The 24,826-nt window shown below is 57.8% G+C and carries 19 protein-coding genes; 9 read left to right on the forward strand and 10 right to left on the reverse strand.

Going from position 1 to position 24,826, the window contains the following annotated elements; genetic code table 11:
• Positions 1-97 precede the first annotated feature (97 nt).
• Entirely contained in the window at positions 98-661 is a 564-nt protein-coding gene (locus tag DLM86_RS02035) for a Fic family protein (RefSeq protein WP_245954300.1), read from the reverse strand.
• A gap of 839 nt (positions 662-1,500) precedes the next feature.
• Here DLM86_RS02035 and yhbH point away from each other — a divergent pair.
• From yhbH to DLM86_RS02050, 3 genes are all read left to right on the forward strand, one after another.
• Positions 1,501-2,646, forward strand: coding sequence for a sporulation protein YhbH (gene yhbH / locus DLM86_RS02040; protein ID WP_110838285.1), 1,146 nt, complete (start codon positions 1,501-1,503; stop codon positions 2,644-2,646).
• Positions 2,647-2,653: 7 nt separating this feature from the next.
• Positions 2,654-4,090, forward strand: coding sequence for a SpoVR family protein (locus DLM86_RS02045; RefSeq protein WP_110838286.1), 1,437 nt, complete (start codon positions 2,654-2,656; stop codon positions 4,088-4,090).
• 482 nt (positions 4,091-4,572) lie between these two features.
• Positions 4,573-4,941 (forward strand): DUF4180 domain-containing protein, encoded by a 369-nt coding sequence (locus DLM86_RS02050; protein ID WP_110838287.1) that lies wholly within the window; start codon positions 4,573-4,575, stop codon positions 4,939-4,941.
• 52 nt (positions 4,942-4,993) lie between these two features.
• Here the strand turns inward: DLM86_RS02050 and DLM86_RS02055 are convergent, their stop codons facing one another.
• Positions 4,994-6,805: an ABC transporter ATP-binding protein gene (locus DLM86_RS02055; RefSeq protein ID WP_110838288.1), complete on the reverse strand. Its 1,812-nt coding sequence runs from the start codon at positions 6,803-6,805 to the stop codon at positions 4,994-4,996.
• A 396-nt stretch (positions 6,806-7,201) separates the two neighbouring features.
• On the opposite strand from DLM86_RS02055, the gene DLM86_RS02060 reads away from it, so the two are divergent.
• Positions 7,202-8,218, forward strand: a complete 1,017-nt coding sequence (locus tag DLM86_RS02060) for an aminoglycoside phosphotransferase family protein (protein WP_110838289.1) — start codon at positions 7,202-7,204, stop codon at positions 8,216-8,218.
• A gap of 44 nt (positions 8,219-8,262) precedes the next feature.
• Complete coding sequence (locus tag DLM86_RS02065) at positions 8,263-9,144, forward strand: phosphotransferase family protein (RefSeq protein WP_110838290.1); 882 nt, start codon at positions 8,263-8,265, stop codon at positions 9,142-9,144.
• 137 nt (positions 9,145-9,281) lie between these two features.
• Here the strand turns inward: DLM86_RS02065 and DLM86_RS02070 are convergent, their stop codons facing one another.
• On the reverse strand, positions 9,282-9,827 hold the full coding sequence (locus tag DLM86_RS02070; RefSeq protein ID WP_110838291.1) for a hypothetical protein: 546 nt from the start codon (positions 9,825-9,827) through the stop codon (positions 9,282-9,284).
• A gap of 95 nt (positions 9,828-9,922) precedes the next feature.
• Here DLM86_RS02070 and DLM86_RS02075 point away from each other — a divergent pair, with 95 nt between their 5' ends.
• On the forward strand, positions 9,923-12,121 hold the full coding sequence (locus tag DLM86_RS02075) for a sensor histidine kinase (RefSeq protein WP_110838292.1): 2,199 nt from the start codon (positions 9,923-9,925) through the stop codon (positions 12,119-12,121).
• A gap of 23 nt (positions 12,122-12,144) precedes the next feature.
• Positions 12,145-12,807 (forward strand): response regulator transcription factor, encoded by a 663-nt coding sequence (locus DLM86_RS02080; RefSeq protein ID WP_110838616.1) that lies wholly within the window; start codon positions 12,145-12,147, stop codon positions 12,805-12,807.
• 133 nt (positions 12,808-12,940) lie between these two features.
• On the opposite strand, the gene DLM86_RS02085 is transcribed toward DLM86_RS02080, so the two are convergent.
• The 4 genes from DLM86_RS02085 to DLM86_RS02100 all read right to left on the reverse strand — a co-directional run bounded on the left by DLM86_RS02085 (position 12,941) and on the right by DLM86_RS02100 (position 18,222).
• Positions 12,941-13,765 carry a hypothetical protein gene (locus tag DLM86_RS02085; RefSeq protein ID WP_110838293.1) on the reverse strand — a complete coding sequence of 275 codons (825 nt, stop codon included), beginning with the start codon at positions 13,763-13,765 and terminating at the stop codon, positions 12,941-12,943.
• Positions 13,758-16,253 carry an FtsX-like permease family protein gene (locus DLM86_RS02090; protein WP_110838294.1) on the reverse strand — a complete coding sequence of 832 codons (2,496 nt, stop codon included), beginning with the start codon at positions 16,251-16,253 and terminating at the stop codon, positions 13,758-13,760. The genes DLM86_RS02085 and DLM86_RS02090 overlap by 8 nt, the downstream gene beginning before the upstream one ends.
• Positions 16,250-16,942 carry an ABC transporter ATP-binding protein gene (locus DLM86_RS02095; RefSeq protein ID WP_110838295.1) on the reverse strand — a complete coding sequence of 231 codons (693 nt, stop codon included), beginning with the start codon at positions 16,940-16,942 and terminating at the stop codon, positions 16,250-16,252. Before DLM86_RS02095 ends, DLM86_RS02090 begins: the two co-directional genes overlap by 4 nt.
• A gap of 221 nt (positions 16,943-17,163) precedes the next feature.
• The gene (locus DLM86_RS02100) at positions 17,164-18,222 is read right to left on the reverse strand and encodes a M23 family metallopeptidase (protein WP_110838296.1); all 1,059 of its coding nucleotides are present in this window, start codon (positions 18,220-18,222) and stop codon (positions 17,164-17,166) included.
• 196 nt (positions 18,223-18,418) lie between these two features.
• Between DLM86_RS02100 and DLM86_RS02105 the strand changes: the two genes are divergently transcribed.
• Together DLM86_RS02105 and DLM86_RS02110 are read left to right on the forward strand one after the other, a co-directional pair.
• Positions 18,419-19,135 (forward strand): response regulator transcription factor, encoded by a 717-nt coding sequence (locus tag DLM86_RS02105; protein WP_110838297.1) that lies wholly within the window; start codon positions 18,419-18,421, stop codon positions 19,133-19,135.
• Positions 19,132-20,895 carry a sensor histidine kinase gene (locus tag DLM86_RS02110; RefSeq protein WP_110838298.1) on the forward strand — a complete coding sequence of 588 codons (1,764 nt, stop codon included), beginning with the start codon at positions 19,132-19,134 and terminating at the stop codon, positions 20,893-20,895. The genes DLM86_RS02105 and DLM86_RS02110 overlap by 4 nt, the downstream gene beginning before the upstream one ends.
• A 63-nt stretch (positions 20,896-20,958) precedes the next feature.
• On the opposite strand, the gene DLM86_RS02115 is transcribed toward DLM86_RS02110, so the two are convergent.
• The 3 genes from DLM86_RS02115 to DLM86_RS31940 all read right to left on the reverse strand — a co-directional run bounded on the left by DLM86_RS02115 (position 20,959) and on the right by DLM86_RS31940 (position 24,603).
• Positions 20,959-21,606, reverse strand: coding sequence for a response regulator transcription factor (locus tag DLM86_RS02115; protein WP_110838299.1), 648 nt, complete (start codon positions 21,604-21,606; stop codon positions 20,959-20,961).
• Complete coding sequence (locus DLM86_RS02120; RefSeq protein ID WP_110838300.1) at positions 21,587-23,785, reverse strand: sensor histidine kinase; 2,199 nt, start codon at positions 23,783-23,785, stop codon at positions 21,587-21,589. The genes DLM86_RS02115 and DLM86_RS02120 overlap by 20 nt, the downstream gene beginning before the upstream one ends.
• A 239-nt stretch (positions 23,786-24,024) precedes the next feature.
• On the reverse strand, positions 24,025-24,603 hold the full coding sequence (locus tag DLM86_RS31940) for a hypothetical protein (RefSeq protein ID WP_158289276.1): 579 nt from the start codon (positions 24,601-24,603) through the stop codon (positions 24,025-24,027).
• Positions 24,604-24,826: the final 223 nt, after the last annotated feature.

The following is a 24,826-nucleotide window of genomic DNA, read 5'->3' on the forward strand; positions in this document are numbered from 1 at the left end:
CGCCAGTATAGCACAGTTGGATTGGAGTTCGTTTATTCCATTCAACGAAAAATCCGCCGTTTCCCACGCTAGTCGTTGCGAAGGGGTAGGCGGATTTTCATACCAGTTTTAAATATAAGTCGAACGTCCGCTCGAGCGTGTCGCACACCAATGACAGGATAGAGGAAGTATCACCGGTCGTATGGGCCTCCTCCAACGCTGCGTAATATTGTGCCCGTTGCTCTTTCTCGATCACGACCGGAGGGTACCCGTTCTTCATTAATTCGAAGTTCAGAAGCAATCGGGCCGTTCTGCCGTTGCCGTCAATGAACGGGTGAATTTTTACGAAATCGCTGTGAATGACTGCGGCTCTTGCAACTGGGTGCAGTTGACCGGCCTCTTTTTCCACCCAACCTGCAAATTGTTCCATCATGAGCGGAACTTGTACGGCGTCGGGCGGAATGTGCTTGGCTCCGCTGATTAAAACATTTTCTTTTCGATACGTTCCCGCGTACTCATCGTGAATCCCTTTCAGAATGAGACGATGGATGTTTTTGATTTGCCATTCCGTAAGGGGGTCCCGCCTCCGGACGATCTCTTCTACGTACAGAATCGCTTCCTTATGGTTGATCGCCTCCAAGTGCTCCCGAATCGTTTTGCCGCCGACCGTTATGCCTTCCAAGGCAACCTTCGTTTCGGAAAGTGTCAGCGTATTACCCAATTCACGATAAGATGCTCGCGCAAGCTTCGGAGAGTATGAACCGGCAAAGGTCTTTTTTGATCCAATAAATTCTTTTTCCTGTCCACTTGTTCGAACATACTTCTCCCCCTTTTAACTTTCTTCTCCCATTATATCATCGGAATAAAAGGTGCACACCTTCCCAATCTCGGCATGCATCTTTTTGGGCTAGCTATCGCTTCCTCCGGATGCCCTGCCGATGAGCCCAGCCCGCTTCGACCGAAATCGGCTGAAAGCGGGCCAACTCCTTCGTCATAAAGGGCCGCGCGTTCCGGCTTCCCTTTGTAAACGACGCGTCCTTGAAGGTCTATATCGGCGAATCCGCGACTCAAGGCTGATATCATCCCGTTCCGCGCCGCCTTGTCCAGCGCGCTCCCGGATCGTGTGCAGGTACAGAGAACCAAGGGAGGTGGCATCCATGCTATGGGAAGAAGTTCGCAAGATTTAGCCTGATCCAAAAATTTCAAGCTGGATGTAGGCGCTCTTCACGAGAAGCTTGAGGTAAATGGGCTTCTCGGATTAGATTTGCTTATGGCGGCAAACGTCATATTAAATCTTTCAGAGCTAACTATGTATTCAGCCGACGATAAGGAATAGGATTGCCGAAATGCAGCAGCCCACTAATAAGCCCCCAAAATTCCCCGCTTGTCCCGTTCACATATCCCCCTCCCTGCTGAATATATTGATAACAAGCTATCTTTTTCCCATTGCCCCGATACTCCTGAACGTCCATGCGCATGACGCGCGGGAGCGCAGCAACCGAAGCAGGGAGGTGCCGCATCATGACAAAACCGCTTTTCATCGTGTCCCGGGAAGACTGGTCGCTCCACCGCAAAGGGTACCAGGACCAAACCCGCCACCAGCAAAAAGTGCGCGAAGCGATCAAGCAAAACTTGCCCGACCTCGTCACCGAAGAAAATATCGTGACGTCCCACAACAAACAAATTATCAAGGTTCCGATCCGCAGCCTGGACGAATACCGGTTCCGCTTCAATTACAATAAAAGCAAGCATGTCGGCCAGGGCGACGGCGACAGCCAGGTCGGTGACGTGCTCGGCGTCGATCCGTCCGCGGCGAACCCGGGGAAAGGCGAAGGAGCCGGCGACCAGCCGGGCGACGATTATTTCGAAGCCGAAGTGAGCATGGAGGAGCTGCAGTCGATGCTGTTCGAGGAGCTGGAGCTGCCTTACATGGAGCAGAAGCAGAAAGACAATCTCCAGATCGAAGACATTCAGTTCAACGACATCCGCAAGAAGGGGATCATGTCCAACATCGACAAGAAGCGGACCATTCTCGAAAACTTGCGCCGCAACGCGAATGCGGGCAACCCGGGCATCCACGGCATATCGCCGGACGATCTTCGCTTCAAGACGTGGGACGAAGTCGTCGTGCCGCATTCGAACGCCCTCATTCTCGCCATGATGGATACGTCCGGGTCGATGGGCAGCTTCGAGAAATATATCGCCCGCAGCTTCTTTTTCTGGATGACGCGGTTTTTGCGGACGAAATACGAGAAAGTCGAAATCGTCTTCATCGCGCACCATACGGAAGCGCGGGAAGTGTCCGAGGAAGAATTTTTCACGAAAGGCGAAAGCGGCGGCACGATCTGCTCGTCCGCCTACCAGAAGGCGCTCGAAATCATCGACCGCCGGTACCCGTCCTCGCACTACAACATTTATCCGTTCCACTTCTCCGACGGCGACAATTTGACGTCCGACAACGAGCGGTGCGTCAAGCTGATCGAGAAGCTGCTCGAGCGGTGCAACATGTTCGGCTACGGCGAGGTGAACCAGTACAACCGGAGCAGCACGCTCATGTCGGCGTACCGCCACATCCAGTACCCTCGCTTCCAGCACTGCGTCATTCGCGAGAAAGGCGAAGTGTACAAAGCGCTCAAGACGTTTTTCTCGAAAGCGAAAGAGGGGTGACGAGCCTATGCATCCGGACGAAATCAAAGACTTGGAACGGGCGATCGACGAAATTACGGAAATCGCGGTCGGGTTCGGGCTCGACTTTTACCCGATGCGCTACGAGATTTGCCCCGCCGACATCATCTACACGTTCGGCGCCTACGGCATGCCGACCCGGTTCAGCCATTGGAGCTTCGGCAAGACGTTTCACCGCATGAAAATGCAGTACGATTTCGGGCTCAGCAAAATATACGAGCTCGTCATCAACTCGAATCCGTGCTACGCGTTTCTGCTCGACGGCAACTCGCTCATCCAGAACAAGCTGATCGTGGCGCACGTGCTCGCGCACTGCGACTTTTTCAAGAACAACGTCCGCTTCTCCCGGACGAACCGCAACATGGTGGAGAGCATGTCGGCCACCGCCGAGCGGGTCCGCGAATACGAGCTCATCCACGGGACGGAGGCGGTCGAGACGTTTCTCGACGCCGTGCTGGCGATTCAGGAGCACGTCGATCCGACGCTCGTCAAGCCGTACTACGGCGACAAGGAGCGGCGGGAAGCCGAAGCGAAAAGCCGGAGCAAGCCGCCGTCTGCCAAGCCCGGCAAAACCGGCTACGAAGATTTGTGGGAGCTGGGCGAGGACGCCGGCTCCCAATCGGAGCGCGACGAAGGCCCGAAGAAGTTTCCGCCCCAGCCGGAAAAAGATTTGCTCTTCTTCCTGGAGGAGCATTCCCCGGTGCTGGAGGATTGGCAGCGCGACATCATGACGATGCTGCGCGACGAGATGCTGTACTTCTGGCCGCAGCTGGAGACGAAGATCATGAACGAAGGCTGGGCTTCGTACTGGCACCAGCGCATCGTGCGGGAGCTCGATCTGACGAGCGAGGAGACGATCGAATACGCCAAGCTGAACAGCGGCGTCGTCCAGCCGTCGCGGCACAGCCTGAACCCGTACTACCTCGGGCTGAAAATATTCGAGGACATCGAGAAGCGGTGGGATAACCCGTCCGAGGAGGACCGCCGGAGGTTCGGACGCGAGCCCGGGCGCGGCCGCGAGAAAATGTTCGAGGTGCGCGAGTTCGACTCCGACACGTCGTTCATCCGCAACTACTTGACGAAGGAGCTCGTCGAGGACCTCGATTTGTACGTGTTCGAGAAGAAAGGGCCGGAATGGAAAATTACCGACAAGACGTGGGAGTCGGTCCGCGACCAGCTCGTCTATTCCCGCATCAACGGCGGCTTCCCGGTGCTGCACGTCACGGACGGCAACCATGCGAACGGCGGCGAGCTGTACTTGAAGCACGCGTTCGAGGGCATCGAGCTGGACGTGAAATATTTGGAGAAAACGCTGCCGTACGTGCAGCGGCTGTGGGGCCGGTCGGTCCATCTCGAAACGGTCATCGAAGACAAGGCGGTGTTGTTCACGTATGACGGCAAGAAGCAGCACCGGAAGTTTTTATGAGAGAGAGTTATTTATTGAATCCAATCCTTTATGAAAAAAATGACGATTGGACGACGGTATAAAGGAACTGTTTCGCCCATTGGTTATTCCGAGACCGCGATTTGGCGGTCCTTTTTGTTTCTATTGGACTTTGTCCAATCGCAGGACGTTGACGGGAGGCGAATCCGATCCGCGATTGGATTTCATCCAACGGATTTGCTCGAAAAGGACCGAATCCGCTAGGTCGCGGGCGATTCTATTGGATCGTTTCCAATAGAGCGCTTACTGGGGCGTATGCGCGGGGGCTTCTGTTGGATAGAATCCAATGGAAACGGTCCGAGGCGGGCGCTCCCTCCCCCTTCAACTTGTGCCGGATACCGTCCGCGGATGGTATGACCGGAAGCACGGAATCGAATAACTATGATTGGAAAATGATAGAAGCCGGCTTATAATAAAACCACTCCGCCCCATGGGCGAAACCATACCGAAAGGAGCCTTCCCGAATGAATATCGAGATCGACCGGCAGGGCGATTCCACGGTGGCGCTCGTGAACAGCCCCGAGCTCGTCATCGGCGACGTGGCGGCGGCGCTTGATTTGATGGCCGAGGTGGGGGTTGTGCACGGCTGCGACAAGATCGTTCTCCGGCAGTCGAATTTGTCCGAGGACTTCTTCGAACTGAAAACCGGGCTCGCCGGCGACATCCTGCAAAAGTATACGAACTACGGCGTCAAGCTGGCGGTCGTCGGCACGTTTGACGGGTACGGCAGCAAAAGCTTGAACGATTTCATCTACGAATGCAATCAGGGGAATCGGTTCTTCTTCGTATCCGACACGCAGCAGGCGATACAGGCGCTTCACGGGGTCCGCTGAGCCGGTCTTATATAACGACCGCTTCTCGTCGAAACGACCTCCCTCTTCCCCTTCACCCTCTACCCGACGCCAGCTTCAGCTCCCGCTTCGGAGCCGGGGCCGCCGCTTCCGCCGCCCCGGACTCGGCAGCCTGCTGCTTCGCGTACAGCTCCTTATAATAGCCGTCCAGCTCGAGCAGCTCGCGGTGGCTCCCGCTTTCGACGATCTCGCCGTCCTTCAGGACGAAGATCCGATCGGCCTCCGTCACGGTGGAGAGCCGGTGGGCGATCATGACGACCGTCTTGCCGCGGTCGAGACCGCGGATCGATTCCTGCACGAGCTTCTCGCTTTCGTTGTCGAGAGCGCTGGTCGCCTCGTCGAGCAGCAGGATCGCCGGGTTTTTCAGAAAGACGCGGGCGAGCGAGATCCGCTGCCTTTGGCCGCCCGACAGCTTGACGCCCCGCTCTCCGATCTCCGTATCGTAGCCGTTCGGCAGCGAACGGATGAACTCGTGGGCGAACGCCTTCTTCGCCGCGGCCTCGATCTCCTCGTCGGCCGCCTCCGGCTTCGCCATCCGGATATTGTCCTTTACGGACGAGCTGTACAGAAACCCGTCCTGCGTCACGATCCCCATATGCCGGCGTAATCCGGCCATCGAATAATCCTTGATGTTCGCGCCGTCGATCCGGATTTCGCCGCGGTCGGCATCGTACATCCGGGTGAGCAGCTGCAAAATCGTGCTTTTGCCGCCGCCGCTGCCTCCGACGAACGCATAGGTCTTGCCCTTCTCCAGCGTAAACGAGACGTCCTTGAGCACGTCGCGGCCGCCGTCGTAGCCGAAGAAAACATGCTCGAACCGGACCGCGTCGGCGAACTCGCGCCATTCCCGCGGCCGGTCGCTCTCGCGGACCGTAACGGGCGTGTCGAAGAAGTCGAACACGCGCTGCATCGCCACGCTCCCTTCGGCAATCGCCGGAAACGCCTGGACGAGAGCCGCGACGGGGCTTCGCATCCGGTCCGCATACGCGAAAAACGCGACCAGGCTGCCGAGCGTCAAGCTGCCGTCGATGACATACAAGCACCCGACCGCCACGACGAGAAACGGCGTCAAATCGCTCAGTACGTTGACGGCGGACAGCGACAGCGCATTGACGGCGGCGTGCTTGTCCGTCAGCTTCTCGTAGCGCTCCAGATGGCGCTCGAACGCTTCCCGGTCCCGCCGCTCGGACGCGAACAGCCGGGACAGCAGCGCGCCCTGGATATGCTCGGTCACGAATCCGCTCAGCGCGGACCGCTCCTGCATCATGAGCCGCGTCGTGCGCTTCAGCTTTTTCGAGAGGACGTGCGCGAGCGCGAATTGGAAGCCGACGAGCAGCACGGCGAGCAGCGTCAGCTTCGCGTTCATGGTCAGCATGGCGCCGACGACGAACAACAGGACGATCAGCTCGATCCAGACGTTGGAGAAGACGGCCGTCAGGAACCCTTTCATTTTCTCGATATCGTCGATGACCCGCGTCCCGATCTCCCCGCTCTTATGGCGCGCGAAGTAGCTTGCATCGAGGTCGTGCACTTTGCGGAAGGCGTCCTTGCGCATCGCCGCGACGATTTTGTTGTTGCCCTTGTGCATGAACAGCTGCCTCATATATTCCATGGGGCCGCGGACAGCGAAGAACACGACGATCATCAATAACGCGATGACGAGCAGCTGCTCCGTTTTGTCGGCGGGGGACATGGCGTCGTTCCGGAGCAGGCCGTCGAACAAATATTTGAACACGAGCGGTACGGACAGCGGGATGAGGAAGCGGAACAAGCTCCCGACGAACCCCCAGACGTACAGCTTCTTCACTTGATTCGCGTAGGGCCAAAACCGTTTGAACGCGTTCATCGAACTCCCTCTTTCTTTCGCTAACGATTGGTCTATACCCATCGTAGCGCGAGGGGAGGCGCCGCAACGCGCAAACGGAGGCCGTCCGGGCGCAAATGAACGCAGGCCCGAGCGCAAAAGATTGCGTTCCGCGCGCAAACGTCGCCACGTCGGGACGGCAGTCCGCGAAATCCCCCTCGGGCCGCAACGTCCTATTTATTGAAACGACGGGCAGTAGAGATCGACTATATCCAATAAATCCCTGAAAGCGGCCCCACTGCGTTATATGATTAAGAAAAGGAATCATTGGCGCGGGGCTTGGGAGCGTTACCTCGTACAGCAGCGGAAAAACATGCTTGTGGATGATCAATCGGGGAATTTCATGCGCCATATGGATCAAACCGGAGGATACAAAAAATGAACAACCATGAGGAAAGGTTAGTAAAACCCGAAATACTGGCGCTTGTTTTGCGTAACATGCTCGGCAAGACGATCATCCGCGCAGATTATCGGCTCAAGGAGCTGCAAGGCGGGACGGTAGGGGATGTTCGGCTTGTAACGGGCGTGGTTGAAACCTCCGATGGCGAAAACTTGCCGTATAAGGTGGTATGGAAAACACAGAAAAAATTCGAGCGGTACGGGGATCCGGATTCATGGCGAAGGGAATACGACCTCTATGCATCGGATTTCAAAAAGGTTTTCTTCGACTCGTTCCGTTGTCCGGAATGCTATCACGCCGAAATAAATGACGATGAGATTCAACTGTGGATGGAATATATCGACGGTGTGTCAGGCTTGCAGCTGACCTCGGAAATGCAAGAACGTATAGCCGAGGAATTGGGGCGGTTTCAAGGCAGGCTATACGCCGAACGACCCGACGTAGTGCACAATCTGTCCAATTTAAGCAAGGTGGAGTTTACGAAAAACGGCTATATGCGGTATCGGTCATGGAACGTTTTGCATGATTACATACGCTCCGATGACTGCGACATTCCGAAGCATCTGTGCAGCATGCTCATAGATATGGATCATCACGCGGACGAAATATTCGGTCGCATTGAAAAGCTGCCGATCGTGCTTTGCCACAGAGATTTTTGGGTGGCAAATCTTTTCTATACGGACCGTACGATCGTCCTGATCGATTGGGATACCGCCGGATGGGGGTACATGGGCGAGGATATCGCGAGTTTAATCGCGGATGAAGCGGACGTCCGCCATATGCTTGAAAACTACCAAACATGCATTCCGGCATATTACAGAGGCTTCTCGGAATATGCGGATGTGTTCCCGATCACCGATCATTGTATTTATGAACTCATCCTTGCTATGTTCGGTTACAGGCTTGTGGAGCGGTATCAATTCGCCGAATCGCCCGAAGATAAATCCATGCACCTGAATGCTTTGCAAAAAATCCATGAGATAGGTAATATGTAGCTCATCACGGAAGCATTCCTTATGGCGGTGGGGTGGGGTTACCTATGAATTCTATTCTAACAATTATAGAAAAGCTAAAGTTGAACGTCTGGAATGTGGAAGATGTTCCGGAGTCGTTTAGCTCCGATGTATATAAACTTACGCTTGCCGGTGGAGAAAACGTCTTTGTAAAAATTCCGTTTAACAAGGATAAATTATTCCGTGAATTTCAGATGCTTGAAACGTTAAAGGGGGTACTGCCTGTCCCTAAGGTATTGGACATTTGGTACGGGGATGAAAGCACTACCGGAGCATTGCTTCTTGCGGCCATTCAAGGCATGCCTTGTACAGGGGTCATGGACGAGAAGCTCTCTTATCAAATCGGCATGTATCTTGCTATGCTCCATGAGTTCAAGACTCCCGGGTACGGTTACCATGAAGCCGACGGTTTTAAGCTGCTTGACCAAAATGATTGGAGATTATATATCAAACGTAATTTTGAAAATTGGAAAGAGCCGTGCCAAGAGATTCTCGACCCAAACTTGTATGAAAGATGTATTCTTCACTTTGACGAAGCTTTCTCTGCTTTACCGGATCCTGACGGCCCCTGCATCGTTCACATGGATTTTAGACCCGGTAACATATTGGTGAATGGGAACGAGGTTGCCGGCATTATCGATTTCGAGAGTGCCCGCGGCGGATCGTCGGAAATCGATTTTACAAAAGTCAATCGATATATTTGGGAAGTCCATCCGGGAACAAAGCTGCCGTTCATTGAAGGGTATCGATCGATTCGACCTATGTTGGCTCTGGAAAGCGTGCTGCCGTTTTATGATATTTACGATGCTTTCAGCGCAATTGTATGGTGTAAAAACAGAGGTATCGAAAAAAATCAAACGTTCCTTCGGGAAAATATGATGACTTTAAGGAAGTCGGTGGGTTATTGAGTCTAGTCGCTTACAGCCAAAATTAGACGGTCTCAGTCCCATGGATTTCGGGTCTAAGGCCGCCTAAATACTGAATAAAAGTGGAGCAGTTGCGGCGGCGTATTGCATGCCCGGCATCCGACGGATTTTGCTGCCCGTTAACTCGCTTGGCCTTGTTCGGCTTCCTTCGTTTTTTGTTTGGATGACCAAACGGCATAACCCATGCCGATATAGGCGACTCCCCAAAGGAAAGCGACGATTTTCTCGAACATTGGAACTACTCCCACCGGCAGCATGGCGATAAGAACTATACACGCCCATTTCGGAAGGATACCGGCTTTGAGACTGGCGATCGGGAAAAGCAGCAGCCCCAGCATGCCGGTTGCGATCTCAAAACCTTTGACCACCCCCCATTCCCATGGCGACACATGAAGCATGGATGACCAGACGGTACAAGTTACCAAGATTAGACCGAGCTCCAACAGAGCGAACGAAATAAATCCAAATTTCCCCGATTCCTTCACTTGCGCCAAGTAAAGCCCGAATGTGCCGAATACCATGAGAATGTTCGCGATGAAAGCGCAAATCAACTCCTGGTTACTGTCCCCGCCCCAAATGTAGGATGAGGGCGTCATCCCTATTCTGCTAATCCCGCCAATCATGGCGACAAATGCAAACCACCTTACCGCTTTTTCAATCGTCATGTTTATCCCCCGCTTCCTCGCATCTTATTCGATTCCGCCTTCCTTCGATCGCAAAGGCGACAGGAACAATGTAACAACGAAGATATCCCGTCGTCATGATTGTTCCTCCCGACCCGGCCGGGAAGAAAAATCCCGACCGGCCGGGAATTGTTCCCTTTCTCATTCAAAGAATGGGGGCTATAGTAAAAAAAGATGGCATTTATTCTTGCGAAGGGAAAGGTAATGATTCTGTGAAGAATAGATGGCGAGTAAGCTCTTGGGTCATTTTGATTTGCCGGCATACGGTATGGCCGATGTTCGCTCTGCTCTCATTGGTTATTTTCGCAATCTCGGTATGGAACGGTTATTCTCTTCATCAGAACGCCTGCACGGACGCGGAGTGGTGCTCCAATATCTTTTATCTGACAGCCGCCCAGATCGCCCTGTTAAATCAAATCGGCTTGCCGGTTTCGTTCTATAGCGGAGTGATGGGCGGGTTCGCCTCCTTATCGTTCGCGAGTTTTTTCTCCGTCAGCTGGATTCTCTATCGTTATGGATCGAAAGATCCCGTCTGTTATACGACTTCCATCTTGCTTATGGCAACAGGCTCCGCATTCACGAGTGACGGATCCGTCTTGGAAGCTTGGCCTCTTGCGGTTCGCGCATTCGAATTTCAAGATATGTTGTTCGGCTTGTCCTATTTGCTGCTCTTCTTGTATCCTGATGGCGTCTTTGCTCCGCGCTGGACGAAGTACTTTGCCATATACGGATTATTTTTCGCGTTATCCACCTATATCGCTCCGTCAACGGTGCTCGATATGTCGACGTGGCCTCTCACGATTCGGGTCATTCAAAGCTCCCTCCTGTTCGCGCTGATCGTGTATTCGCAGATATACCGTTATAACCGGAGTTTTTCGGCGGAGCAGCGTCAACGAACGATATGGTTCGTCGGGAGCATCGCGTTGTACCTGTTGGGATCGACGCTTATGGTCGCAGTCGGGACCCATCCCGTCGCCAAAATATTCCTATGGGGAGTTATGAATATCGGCTTATTATCGATCCCCTTCTCCGTAGCGCTCACCATCATCGAGCAGAGAAACCGCACGATGGTACCCGCATTCAATAGATCCATCGTATATGCGGTACTTAGCTTCACGATTGTTTCCGTATATGCGCTCGCGACGGGAACGATCGGTGCCGTATTCCAGACGGCCGACAATTGGCTGATCTCCCTGCTGATGATCGGAGTTATCGTGATGGTGCTGCAACCGCTTCGGGATAAGGTGCAGGATGCCGTCAACCGGCTCATATACGGCTTGCGCGAGGAACCCTATCGGGTTGTCTCGAATTTGATTCAGCAGTTGGAGGCGGTAGTGTCCAATCAATCCGTCTTGCCTCTCGTATTGAAGACGTTAGCTCAAGCTCTAAGACTACCCTATGCGGCGATAAGGAATGAGCGCGATGGTCCGGACACGCTACTAGCATCCTACGGCATGCCGGATCCCGGATGCGTGGAGATTCCGTTGTCGATTCAAGGCGAGCCTGTCGGAACATTGATGCTTGGCACATCCGCTATTCATAACATTATCCCTCCGGGCAAACGGTACTTGCTCGATGATATAACCCGACAGATGGCGATTGCCACCCGGACGGCTCTATTGTCGAGCGAACTCCAGCGTTCGAGAGAACAGCTCGTCAGCGCGAGAGAAGAAGAGAGACGCCGCCTGAGGCGCGACCTGCATGACGGACTCGGCTCCAATCTGGCCAGCATCAGCATGAAGCTGGCCATAACGATCGATCAGTGCGATAACCAGTCGCCAAAAGTGGTATCGACGCTCTTGGACATACAGCATCAATTGGATGGGGCGATCGCGGACATCCGACAACTCGTATATGCGCTTCGTCCGCCTTCTCTGGACGAATTCGGGCTGCTCTTCTCCCTTCGAGAGCTGGCGGCGCAATTGCAACAAGCGAACTTTCGTATTGTATTCCAATCTCCCGAGTCGCTTCCTCCGCTAATAGCGGCGGTAGAAGTAGCCGTCTATCGGATCGTTCAGGAAGCGATTACGAACGCCCTGAAGCATTCCCAAGGCAGCGTTTGCCATATCCGGCTGAGCGTGGACGAGGTACTACGAATCGAAATTTCGGACGATGGAATCGGTGTATCCGAATCTTCCAGAAAGGGAGTCGGCATTCGCTCGATGCGCGAACGAGCGGAGGAATTGAACGGACGGTTCACGATGAATGATTCGGCGTATCCGGGAACACAGATCGAGATCGAATTTCCGTTATTTTCTCAAATGAAATCGGACTAAGGAGGCTTCTAGCGGTGGAGAAAATGAGACTATTAATAGCTGATGACCACCCCCTCTTCCGGGAAGGGATCATCGCCGTGCTTCAAGGATACGAGGGTTTGGAGGTCGTGGGGGAAGCCGAAACCGGGGATGAATCCATTCGTTTGGCCGAATCGTTGCAGCCGGATTTGATCTTGATGGACATCAGCATGCCCGGCGTCAACGGAATCGAAGCCACCCGTCAAATAATCGCAACTAGCCCGCATATCCGAATTCTGATTCTGACGATGTTCGATGACGATAATTCCGTCTTCTCGGCGATCCGGGCGGGCGCTCGCGGCTATTTGCTCAAGGGAGCCAAACCTAAGGAGATTCTCCGCGCTCTTGTCGCCGTCGCAGACGGGGAGGCTATATTCAGCCCTGGAATCGCCAGCAAGATGATGTATTATTTCGATACGCTTCAGCGTCCTCCGCAAAAAGAAATATTCCCGGGATTGACCGTCAGGGAGACTGAAATACTGGAGCAGTTGGCCAAGGGGAAAACGATGGCCGATCTTGCCCTTTCTTTTCAACTCAGCTTAAAGACGGTCCGCAATCACGTATCGAACATCTTGAACAAACTGCAAGTCGTCGACCGTGCCCAAGCCATTCTGCTGGCGCGAGAAGCCGGGCTCGGTAAAGTTACGGAAGGAGCTGAGTACAACTGAAAGAAAAAGACGAGCCGCATGGAAGACGAACAAAAAATCCTCCCCGCCCGAGCCGCCGGCAGACCGTTCGGGACGGTTGGCCGATGGCGCCTGGCGGAGAAGATCCGCGGGTGGAACCGGTGCGTTGTTACGATTAAGGAACGTTGACGACGAAGGACGCCGTGAACACTTCGCCGTGCCGCTGGAACTGCGCCCATATTTTGTAGATGCCGCTCTTCGGGAACGTCGTCTCGAACAGCGCCTCGGGCCCCGTCCCCTGCCCTTCCTCGGCATGGACGTGCACGTACCGCTCGCCGTCCTCGGTCAGCACGACCACGTGTCCGATGGCGCCCAAGTAAGGCTCCAGGTCGGTGACCGGCCGGCCGGTCCGTTCGTCCGCGATGGAGAACGCCAGCGTCGTCTCTTTGTTGGCTGCGAGCCCGTCGACGGTCAGCTTCACCCGATTGCCCGCGAACGTCTTGTCCAGTACCGCGTCCGGGAAGACGGGCACCGGCGCCGCGCTCGCCCCGTCGAGCTTCACCCACGCCATCTTCGTCATCGTATCGCCTCCGGTCGGCTTGAAGTCGGCGATGAGCCGGTAATCGCCGCCGGAAGGGAAGTCGTTCGCGATTTCGAACGCGCCGTTTCCTTTGTACTCGGGGTGGATATGGTTGAAGTACGACAAATCTTTGCTGATCACCATCAGGTGAAGCAGCTTCTCGTGATTCGTCTCGAACGACTCGATCGGCTTGCCGTCCTTCCCCTCGATCGCGACCCGGATCGTCCGCCGGCCGCCGGCGGAGTCCGACGGTCCGGCCTCGCCGACCGTCCATTCCGCTTTCACCTCGTCCGACAAAATCCGAGCGCTCGGCGCCGATATTTCCTCTTTGTCCCAAGAAGGCTCCGTGCCGCACCCGGACAACATCGGCAGCAGCAGCAAAGGTCCCATGACCGAAATCCACAGCTTCATTTTACTCATAGCGCAGCGCCTCGCTTAATCGGGTTTTGGCCGCTCTGGAAGCCGGTGCGAAGCTGGAGGCGAGGCTGACCGCGACGCCGAACAGCGCGATGATCGCCACAATCGTCCAGGATACGCCGAACCGGTACGTCAACGCGTTGACCTCCAGAAACGTCGATGTCATATAGATCAGCAGGATGCCGAACAGGCAGCCGACGATCGTCGCCGCGAGACCGATGCCGAGCCCTTCCGCGATTACCATGCCGACCACTTGCCGGCGCGTGACGCCGACGGCCCGCATCATCCCGAGCTCGCGAACCCGCTCCATAATGTTCATGAGCAGCGTGTTCGTAATGCCGATGCCCGAGATGACGATCGACAGGACGACGAGTCCGTTGATGATCGAGAACGAGCCGGTAAACGTGGCGCCGACGATGGACACCCAGTCCTCGGGTCCGAACATCTCCTCGATCCGCTCGCCGAATTGCTCGAACACGCGCTCCCGCAGCTGCACCGGCGTGATGGAATCGTCCTTGATGACGAGGGCGTTCCGCTCGTACTTCAGCCCGAAGCTGTCCCGGAACGTCTCCTCCTCGAGAAAGGCGCCGAATCCGCTGTTCTTCATCGTATCGACGACGGCGGCCACCTTGAAATCCCGCATCCCCTGCTTCGTTTCGAGCCGCACCGTCTCGCCGATGCGTCCTCCCCAAATGTTGAAGGCGATTTTGTCCAGCACGATTTCGTCCTTCGCCAGCCGGCCGATCAGCTCGCCGCGTGTCTGCCCCGTTGCGGCGAACAGAGGAAACCGGTCGATCCATTCCGCTCCCACGCCGTAGACCGGGAGCTTCCGCTTCTGGCCGTTCAGACTCCATATCGCGCCGTGCAGCGGGTACGTCTGCGCGTCCGCCACGCCGTCGATCGCTCGGATCCGCTCCAGGTCGGTTTTCTCGATATGATGGAGCTCGACGTCCAGATTGCCCCCGTAGGAAGCGTAGATGATGCGTTCGTACGTTTGCAGCAGCGCCGAGTTCAACGAGCTCATCAGCACGATCATCGCGATGCCCATGCACAAAATGACGGACGTCATCGCCGTGCGCGCCGGATTCCGCTTCAGGTTGCGGGCCGCCATGGCGCCGCCGAAGCCGAATGCCGACCGGTACACCGGTCCGAGCAGAGCGACGAATGCGCGGAACAGAAACGGGAACACGAGCGCGACGCCGGTCAGCAGCGGAACGAGCAAGAGCAGATGCTTGATGAAGAAGGCGGAACCGATCAGCACGACGCCGAGAGGCGCCTGCCATATCCGGAACGGCCTCGGCCCCGTACCGGCTCCGCTTTCTTTGAGCGCGCCGATGACGCTCGTCCTGCCCGCCTGCCGCATCGGGTACAGCGAAGCCGCGACCGGCACGAGCAAGCCGGCCAGCGTCGCGACGGCCAACCCTTTGGCCAGCGTCATGCCGCTGTCGTCGTGCACGCTGAAGATGAGGAAAATGACCGTTTTGAGCCCGATCGCGAGCCCGTAGCCGGCGATCAGCCCGACCGCCGTTCCGGCCGCCGCCAGCAGAAGTGCCTCGATCAGCACGAATGCCCGCAATTGCTCGGGCGTGTAGCCGATCGTTTTGAGCGCGGCGAATTCGTTCCTTCTCTCTTTGACGCCTACGTAAAACGAATTGAACATGATGAACGCGCTCAGGGCGATACCGAGAAAGCCGGCCAAGTACAAGGCGAGGAAAAACGTGTCCACTCCTTGGAAAAACTCGTCGAAGTCGAGCACGATCGGCTGCGCGAAGATGCCGTCATGCGATTTCGCAAACGCGTCGATCCGCTGCCCGAAGGCGTCCGCATCGGCGTTCGGGTCCAGCTTGATCTGCACCCCGTCGATTTGCCCCGGCATGCCGAACCATTCCTGCAGGACGGGAAGAGGGACGGCCACCGACCAAGGGTGGTACTTCGCCATCGTCCAGCTGGACGGTCCCATCAGCTCGACCGTATAGCGGACGATAGCCGATACGGGAATCGTACGGACGCCGTCGTCCGTGTTGAACGCGATCGTATCGCCGACATCGACGCGCCAGACGCGCGCCGTCCGGTCCGTGATGACGGCCCCTTCGCCCGTCAAGCTCCCCTTCACCGTCTTGAAGCCGGTCAGCGGCGTATCGAGCCGGCTGTAGCCGGTCAGATCGACCCGCTTCTGGATCGCAGAAATGTCCTCCCGCTCCAGATGCAGCTTCGTATTCTTCTCCGCGACCGCGATCGCGATCGTCCCGTCCAGCTTCGCGGCGGCTTCCCGGAAGATCTGCTCCGAAAAATACGCCTCGGTGCCGAGCAGCTGGTAATCCGCCTTGCCGAACGCGGCCTTCAAGTAGAGCGGAAACACCTTTTTCGCGGAATCGACGGATGCGATGACCGCGAACGTGGAGGCGACCCCGATAACGATCGACAGGAAGGTGAGCAGCGTCCGGAGCTTGCGGCGCTTCAAATTGCGCCAAGCGATCGACCATACGTTCACGTCCGTTCCCCCCCGTCCCGTTCATCCCGCACGACCTGACCGTCCCGGATCGTGATGATCCGGTCCGCCGCCGCCGCCGCGTGCGGGTCGTGCGTCACCATCACGACGGTGATGCGCTCCTCCTTGTTCAAGCGCGACAGCAGCTGCAAAATACTTTCGCCGTTGCTCCGGTCCAGGTTGCCGGTCGGCTCGTCCGCCAGCAGAAGGCCGGGCTTCATCGCGAGCGCCCGCGCGATCGCCACGCGCTGCTGCTGGCCGCCGCTCAGCTGCGACGGGAAATGGTGCTCCTTGTCCTCGAGCCGGACGTCCTGCAGCAGCTCGCGCACTCGCGCGCGGATATCGGCTTTGGACGCTTTGTTGGCCGCCATGGCGAGCCCGACGTTTTCCGCCACGGTCATCATCGGCAGCAGCTGGTAGTTTTGGAACACGAAGCCGACCTTCGTCCGCCGAAACAGCGTCCGCTCCTTCTCGTTCAGCTCGTTCAGCCGGACGCCGTCCACGGCCACCGTGCCGCCGCTCGGCAGATCGAGACCGCCGATCAGCTGCAGCAGCGTGCTTTTGCCGGAGCCGCTCGGCCCCATGATGGCGATGAACTCCCCTTTCCCGATATGAATGTCGGCCGGCTTCAGCGCCGTGAACGGACCGGCCTCCAAGGCGAACACTTTCGATACTTGCTCCAGTTGGATCATGCGATTGTCGTCCTCTCTTTCGGTTATGAACCCATCATAAGGCAGACCGGAAAAGGAGAACGCGCAAACGGAGACGACCGTCCCGCAAAAATTTGCGGACGGCGCGCAACCGCCGCCACACGAAAAAGAAACAAGCCCCTCGCACCGTGCGAGGGGCTTGCCTTCCAAACCGATAGCGGACGGCCCACGGGCATGCCTCCGCTTGCGAAAGAACGGCAAGCTTACTTGGACGTCCCCGCTCCGCCGTTCCCGACGCCGGCGCTTACGGTTTCGCCTTGTTGCGGGTTCACGCCGCCCTCCCACCGGACGCGAATCGCTTTGCCCGCGAACAGGTCGGAGCTGTCGGAAACTTGGACATGCAGATGAGGCTCGCTGGAGTTGCCGGAATTGCCGCATAAGCCGACCACTTGGCCCTTGGTTACGCTGTCGCCGACCTTGACCGTGGCGGAGCCGGTCTTCAGGTGGGCGAGGAAGCTGAATTCGCCGTTGCCGTGATCGATGACCACGACGTTGCCGGCCGGCTGCTCGGCGTTCATGGCGCCTACCGGCACGTTGTCGGCGATGTCGTTGACGACATGGACAACCGTTCCGTCCTGCGGCGATACGACTTTTTGGCCGTAAGCGTAGTAGCTTTCGTTCTTGCTCGGGTCTCCCTTATAGGAATAACCGTCCTTGACCTGCACGAAATCGTAGGCGTACCGCTGGCTCTCCACCGCATAATGGTAGTTGGCGAGCACGTTCTCCCCGCCCCAGAAGACGTACCAGTCTCCCTGAAACGGCAGCCGGTAGGCCAGCTTGGTTAACGTCGAGTCCGTCTTCGGGAAGCTCTGCAACGGGACGAATTGCATGGAGGCGATGGTGTCATTCGCATCCGTCGCGAGCTTCAGCCCCGTCTTCCCGTCCTGGCTCATTTGCGCGAGATACAGGCTGCCGTTCAGCGGCAGGCTCGACACCGTCTTCCAGGCGCTCACTCCTTTGGCGGCGGTCGTGACGGCTTCGCGGAATTGATCCCCTGTCACATGTTTTTGAAAATCCGCGCTCAATTGCCGGTACACCCGTTCGATCTCGCCGTCCAGCAGAGCTTGCCCGACGGCTTCCGGCTTCAGGCGATCCGCCTGCATGGGTTCCGAAGGCTTCTTATTCTCCGCTCCCGCGTTCCCGGCATGTTCCGCCCCGCCGTGGGGCGGTGTGCCGGCACTGCCGGTTTCCCCGGTTCCCCCGCTCCCGCAACCCGTCAGCATAACGGTAAGCGCGATCAGGGCCAATATCGTTTTTCTCATGGGATTGGACAGCCCCTTCCTCGAGTGTGTTAAGGGTTATTGTAAAGGATGAGCCTTATGCGCGGAAAAACGGAAGCTTACCGCAGACTTAATTTCAAGGAAACCAAAATTAAGGTTCCGGTAAGGTTGCGCTTCTTCGCAAGCCGGCGGAACATGATAGAATAAAGAAAAAAGCGGCGGAGGAGCGAGGAAAAGCGTGAACGAGGCGGCCATTTTGCTGGTGGATGACGAGCAGGCGATCCTTCAATTGCTGGAGACGGTGCTCCGCAAGGAAGGCTTCCGGTCCGTCGACAAGGCCGGGACGGCCGAGGCGGCCCTCGCGGCTTGCAGGAGCAAAGCGTACGATTTGATCGTCCTGGACGTCATGCTGCCGGATATGAGCGGGGTTGAAGCTTGTTCGATGATTAGGCGGCTATCGGAGGCGCCGATTTTGTTTCTGAGCGCGCGGGCGACCGATCTGGACAAACTGACAGGCTTTGCGGTCGGAGGGGACGACTATGTCACCAAGCCGTTCAATCCGCTCGAAGTCGTCGCCCGGATCCGATCGCTGCTGCGGCGCACGCTGAGGGTCGGTGCGGCCGCGGGAGCGACCGGCCTACCGGTGCACGATTTCGGACGGTTCCAAGTTTATGAGGCGTCCGCCGAGCTGTGGGTGGAGGGCGTGCAGGTCGCCTGCCCGTCGCTTGTTTTCCAATTGCTGCTGTTTTTGTGCAGGCATCCGAACCGAATATTCACGAAGAGCGAGCTGTACGAGCGGGTTTGGGGCGAGAGCAGCATTTGCGACGACAATACGGTCATGGTGCATATTCGCAAAATTCGCGAGAGAATCGAGGCCGATCCGGGTCAGCCGGAATATTTGCTCAACGTGCGCGGTCTGGGCTACAAACTGGCCGGCAGGAGGGCCGTCCCATGAACGTCAGATGGCGGCTTACGCTGCGGCTGATCGGATGGTTGGCCGCGCTGGGGCTTGTCTTGCTGCTGCTCGCCGCCGGCGCGTTCGGTTGGATCAGTCAAAGATTGCTGCAGATCGAAGCCGGCCGGAATTTCGCAAGCGCCGGCCTGCAACGGCTGCTGCAGACGATGGTGGTAAAGGACGGGAAGCTGCATTTCGACCCCGGGCTGTTGGAGCAGGTCCGGCAAAGCGGAGGGTGGCTGCAGCTTCTCGACGGCGAAGGCCGGGTGACGGAGGCCTTCTTCACTCCGCCGGACGTGCCGGACCGTTACGGACCGGGCGAATTGACGGCGTATTGGCTCGGGAAGGAGCCGTTCCCGTACTCGCTTTACTTGTGGATTCAAGAAAAGGACGGAGTTACCTATACGCTGCTGTACGGCATGAGCGATCCGGACGAACGGCTTCTGGAGTCGATGGCGGCACAAGGGGTGCTGCAGGGCGACAAGGTCGTGTTGCCCGAGAGGCTGAAGGCCGGGCTTGAGCGGAACGGCTCTTGGCTTCAAGTGCTCGATGCCGACGGTACGGAGCGGGCCGCCTTCAACAAACCGGAGGGGGCGCTCAGCCGCTATTCTCCTCAGGAGCTGGCGCTGCGATCGATCTATCCCGACCGTTACGGGACCAAGCTGGTGGTGCACTTTGACGCCGATTCCGGTAGAACATGGGCGCTAAGTGCGCCTTTGCCCGGCAACGAGCCGGGCCGACACCCCGTCTTTCCCCCGGAAATCCGGGCGCTCGCCGTAGGAATCGGCGCACTCGCTCTGTCCGTCCTGCTCGTTCTGCTGGTCGTCTCGTACTGGTTCGGCCACCGGATCGGTTCGCCGCTCCTCCATATGATGAAGTGGCTGCGCGCGCTGGACGAAAGCCGCTACGCGGAGCCCGCCGGACCGGACGGCAGGCCGAGGAGCCGCAACCGCCGCGGCAAGCGGAAGGCCAACTACCGCATGTACGACGAGGTCCTTCATTCGTTCGAATCGCTGTCGGAGACGCTCCGCCGCAACGAACGGCTGCGCGCGGAGACGGAACGGATGCGGGACGAATGGATCGCAGGCGTGTCGCACGATTTGAAGACGCCGCTCTCCTCGATCCGAGGCTATGCGCATATGCTGGAAACCGACGCTTACGACTGGTCGCCGCAAGAGGTGCGTTCGTTCGCGCGCATCGTACTGGACAAGGCGCAGCACATGGACGGGCTGATCAACGATCTGGCGTTGACGTATCGGCTTCGCAGCGGCGGGCAGGCCCCGGAGCTGGAGACGGTCGATCTCAACGAATTTATGGCGGAAGCGGTCCGGGAAGCGTCCAGCCACCCTCGGTTCGAGCAGAGCCGGATCCGGTTCTCGCCTGCAGACAGACCGGCTCCGCTCGTCGTTTACAAGCCGTGGCTTCAGCGGATCACCGACAATCTGGTCGCCAATGCGCTGCTGCACAACGGGGAGGGGACGACGCTTACCGTGTCCGTCCGGAGCGACGAGCAAGGGGCCGTCACCGTCGCATTCGAAGACGACGGCGAGGGCATGGACGAAGCGACGAAGGCGAGGCTGTTCGATCGCTATTACCGCGGGACGGATTCCGAGAGCCGGGGGGAGGGGACGGGACTGGGCATGGCGATCAGCAAGGCGCTGACCGAGGCGCTGGGCGGCACGATCGAAGTGGAGTCCGACCCGGGCCGCGGCACGGCTATTCGGGTTCTGTTTCCATCCGCGCGCTCGCGCGGCTTGTAGGCGTTCGACCGTCCAGGCCCTTCAAATAGAAAAAAAGAACCGGCTCGCGCCGGTCCTATCCGTTCAATACAGCTCCTCCGCCGGCAAAATGCCCAGCGCCTTCGCCTTCTTGATCACCTCGACCCGCGAGGAGACGTGCAGCTTCTGGAACAGCTCGGTCAAGCTGTACTCCAAGGAGCGCTGGCTGATCATGAGCGTCTTGGAAATATCCTTGTTGCTCTTCCCCTTCGCAAGCTCCCGCAGCAGCTTGTCCTCGTCGGCCGTAATCGTCGTCTTCTCCCGTTCCGACTCCCCGTGCACGACGATCTCCTGGCGCCGCAGCTGCTTGAGCAGCTGCATCGGGACGATCGCCTCCTTCCGCGCCGCGCAGCGGACGGCCTGGACGAGCTGCTCGCGCGTGGACGTCTTGGCGATGAAGCCGGATACGCCCGATTCCATCAACAAATTGAAATGAGGCGCGATCTCGAACCCGGAATAGATGAGAATGACGGCATCGGGCACATATTCGAGCACTTTGCGCGTCAAATCGGCGCCGTTCATGTTCGGCATGTACAGATCGAACAGGATGACGTCGAACTTTTTAAGCCGCACCAGATCCGGCACCAAGTAAACGTCCGTTTCGATCGTCACGTTCATGTCCGGCTCGGACTCGATCAGCATTTTCGTCCCTTCGACGACCGACCGGTGATCGTCAACCAGCAAAATGTCCATAACGCTCCCCTTTCGACTGCGATACGATCGGCAACGATATTTCGACGCGGAACCCGTGCCCCGGAGCCGAGTCCAGCCTCATCTCCCCTTCCAGGCTGAGCACCCGCTTCTCGATGCCCGCGAGGCCCATATGGGCGAACGAGCCTTCGTACGCGGCCACGTCCATCCCGACCCCGTCGTCCGCATACGCGAACAGGAGACGGCCGTCCCGGCTCGAAAGCGACATCGTCACCTTGCTCGCGCCGGAATGCTTGCCCGCGTTGTTCAACAGCTCCTGCACGATCCGGTACACGCCGAGAATGTGCTCCTCCTGGAGCGGAAGCGGAATGTCGGCCGGCTCCGCCGCGAATTCGATCTCGTAGTTGGCGAACATGCGGGCGTAAGCGAACAAGCTTTTCAACGATTCCACGAGCCCCATTTTCAGCAGAAACGGCGGCCGCAGCTCGTTGCAGGTGATGCGGATTTGGTGTATCGCGTCCAACAGCCCTTCCTCGATCCGCACCAGCTCGCGCTTCGTCTCCTCGTCGAAGGCGCGGGCCGAGCGCAGCGATTCCAGCTTGCGGTACCAGATGATGAGGTCCTGCAGCACCGTGTCGTGCAGGTCGCCCGACAGCGCGGCCCGCTCCTTCTCGGACAAGCGGAACAGCAGCCGCAGCATCCATTTCGGCGTCTCGTCGTTCGTCACCATCTCTTCCAGCCGCTTCATCAAATCCTCGATCAATTGCAGATTGTCGTAAAGAATCGTCACGTAATGGACGGCCGTCTCCAGCCACTCCTCCTCGATCCGCAGCATCGGCCGGTCCATCGCGAGGCGCAAATGGACGGGGTGACGCTTCTTCTCCCCGATCTTGATCCGAATGTCTCCCGGCTGCTCCGAGGGGAGCTCCGGCCCGCCCGGCGCCTCCTCGATCGCGGCTCGGGACGCCGGCAGCACGGCCCGAACCTCGTCGAGCAGCCGGTTTTCCAGCTCGGACACCTTCATGACGTTGGCCAAGTCGTTCGAGAACCGGTTCAAGCTTTGCTGGAGCGTCTTGTAGCGCTCCTCGCTCTCGATCAGCTCCCGCTCCTCCCGCTTCCGCTCCGTGATGTCCTTGACGATGCCGTGGATGCCGTTCAGCTCCCCGAACAGAAATATCGGGACGAACGTAATGCTGACGATCTTCTCTCCGCGGCCGGCCGCGAGCCGGCATTCGATGTCCGCCGGCTCGCGGCGCTGCATGACGCCGAACAGCGCCTCATAGACGGTCGAATGATCTTCGTCCTTAATGAGACCCAGGAAGCACCGGTCGGTCAGCTTGTCCAGCTCGATGCCGGTGATCTGCTCGAAGGACCGGTTGGCGTTGACGAAATAAAACCCGTCCAGCTCGATCGAGAAGACGCCGTCCAGGTTGTTCTCGAACAGCGATTTGTACCGCTGCTCGCTCTCCTCCAGCGCGTCCTCGGACCGCTTTTTCTCCGTCACGTCCATCAGGATGCCGTCGATCCGTTCGACCTGTCCCGAACGGTCCAGATACGGATGAATAATGAGCCGCCCCCACCGCGTCTCGCCTTCGACATGAATCATCCGGATCGTCCGGGTGACCGGCATTCCCCGGTCGAGCTTGGCTTTCACTTCGCCCATCAGGACGGCGTTGTCGTCGGGATGGATATGGTCGTGCAGCCGAATCGGCTGAACCATAATTTCCTCCTTCGGCATGCCGATGATGTTCACCATACTGTCCGAGCAGAACCGGTACTTGGCAAAATCTTTGTCGGTCGACCAAACCGCCGCGTTCACGTTGTCCAAAATATTTTCGAGCAGCTGCTCCGCCTGCTTCCGCTCGGTCACGTCCCTCGCGACCGCCACGACGCAGCGGACGTTCCCGTTGTCGTCCAGCACCGGCTTGACCCGGGCTTCGACGTAGACGAGGTGCCCCGACGCGTGAAACAGCCGGTATTCCAAATCGACCGGCCGATTCGAACGGACGACCTCGGCATGGGCCGCACGCACGCGGTCCCGGTCTTCGGGATGAAGAGGGGCGAACGCGTCCGTCCCTTCGTATTGTTCGATATCGTAGCCGGACAGCGCCCGGATCGACGGAGAGACGAAGCGGACGACCGCGTCGTTGTCGACCAGGACGATGGTGTCCGACGTATGCTCGGCCACAATGCGGTATTTGTCTTCGATTCGCAATTCCATGGAAAGCTCTCCTTGCCGCAAGTAATGAGTAATGGCGAGTCGCCGTTCCCAATGCAACTCCATTATACCGGATGCGGCGACAAGGAGGCGCGCAAAAAAATGGCGGGCTCCCGCAAAATCGGGGCGCCTCGCCGCGGACGCGCGGCCGGCCGGACGCGCGAACGGAAACAGGCCCTCTTCGTCGAAGAGGACCGTTTGCGCTGTCGTCGTCCGTTTGCCGTCGGGGTGCGCTTACCGGTTCATCGGCTTACCGACGCGCCGGAATCGTTGCGGGCCGGGGAAACGTTCAATTTGCCCGCCCAAATGCAGTAGCCCATTCCTACGTATGCGAGTCCCCAGAAGAAGGCGAAATATTTGTTGTCCTCGACCGGCAGGAAAGCGCCCAAGATCATCAGGACGAGCAAGCCCGCCACCCAGCGGGGAAACACGTTCGCGCGGAACGTGAGCACGGCGAACACGAGCGTGCCGCCCATAAGGCCGACCATGTTCAACAGCCGGGACACGGACACGAACGCGCCTTCCGGGATGACGCTCGGGTCGCCCGTGGCGAACGCGGACCAGACCATCGCCGTCGTGACGATATTGCCGATGATGATCGCGAGCGTCGTCGCGAAGCCGATCCATCCCGTTTCCCTCGCTTGCACCATGTACGTGGCGATCGTCCCCACCGACATGAGCACGCAGGCGATGAAGCCGAACGTCAGCTCCTGTGGGCTGTCCGTTCCCCATACGATCGAGGTCGGCGTCATGCCGATCCGCGCCACGCCGGCCAGCAAGCAGATCATGCCCAGCGCTTTGACCAATTGCGTTCCGTTCATTTCGTTCATCCTCCCTATTGTATCGAGCCGATGCGCTTATCGTAACCGGAGGGACACTCCCGCCGCCAGAGAACGGAATCCCGTTGGGCCGAGAATATTCGGCGTCCCGATCCGGGAAAGGCGGGAACGGGATCGGGAAGCGCGCCGGGAATATCGTCCCTTCCTATGTTCAACGCGCCGGGGAGGAAGCTATAATAAGAAGAATCGGCTAATGATGCGGAAG

This window comes from Paenibacillus flagellatus (assembly GCF_003217775.1).
GTDB classification, from domain to species: Bacteria; Bacillota; Bacilli; order Paenibacillales; family NBRC-103111; genus Paenibacillus_AB; species Paenibacillus_AB flagellatus.

Coding starts and splice junctions, on each gene's coding strand:
- yhbH (WP_110838285.1), top strand. CDS start 1,501: ATGACAAAACCGCTTTTCATCGTGTCCCGGGAAGACTGGTCGCTCCAC.
- DLM86_RS02045 (WP_110838286.1), top strand. CDS start 2,654: ATGCATCCGGACGAAATCAAAGACTTGGAACGGGCGATCGACGAAATT.
- DLM86_RS02050 (WP_110838287.1), top strand. CDS start 4,573: ATGAATATCGAGATCGACCGGCAGGGCGATTCCACGGTGGCGCTCGTG.
- DLM86_RS02055 (WP_110838288.1), bottom strand. CDS start 6,805: ATGAACGCGTTCAAACGGTTTTGGCCCTACGCGAATCAAGTGAAGAAG.
- DLM86_RS02060 (WP_110838289.1), top strand. CDS start 7,202: ATGAACAACCATGAGGAAAGGTTAGTAAAACCCGAAATACTGGCGCTT.
- DLM86_RS02065 (WP_110838290.1), top strand. CDS start 8,263: ATGAATTCTATTCTAACAATTATAGAAAAGCTAAAGTTGAACGTCTGG.
- DLM86_RS02070 (WP_110838291.1), bottom strand. CDS start 9,827: ATGACGATTGAAAAAGCGGTAAGGTGGTTTGCATTTGTCGCCATGATT.
- DLM86_RS02075 (WP_110838292.1), top strand. CDS start 9,923: ATGATTGTTCCTCCCGACCCGGCCGGGAAGAAAAATCCCGACCGGCCG.
- DLM86_RS02080 (WP_110838616.1), top strand. CDS start 12,145: ATGAGACTATTAATAGCTGATGACCACCCCCTCTTCCGGGAAGGGATC.
- DLM86_RS02085 (WP_110838293.1), bottom strand. CDS start 13,765: ATGAGTAAAATGAAGCTGTGGATTTCGGTCATGGGACCTTTGCTGCTG.
- DLM86_RS02095 (WP_110838295.1), bottom strand. CDS start 16,942: ATGATCCAACTGGAGCAAGTATCGAAAGTGTTCGCCTTGGAGGCCGGT.
- DLM86_RS02100 (WP_110838296.1), bottom strand. CDS start 18,222: ATGAGAAAAACGATATTGGCCCTGATCGCGCTTACCGTTATGCTGACG.
- DLM86_RS02110 (WP_110838298.1), top strand. CDS start 19,132: ATGAACGTCAGATGGCGGCTTACGCTGCGGCTGATCGGATGGTTGGCC.
- DLM86_RS02115 (WP_110838299.1), bottom strand. CDS start 21,606: ATGGACATTTTGCTGGTTGACGATCACCGGTCGGTCGTCGAAGGGACG.
- DLM86_RS02120 (WP_110838300.1), bottom strand. CDS start 23,785: ATGGAATTGCGAATCGAAGACAAATACCGCATTGTGGCCGAGCATACG.
- DLM86_RS31940 (WP_158289276.1), bottom strand. CDS start 24,603: ATGAACGGAACGCAATTGGTCAAAGCGCTGGGCATGATCTGCTTGCTG.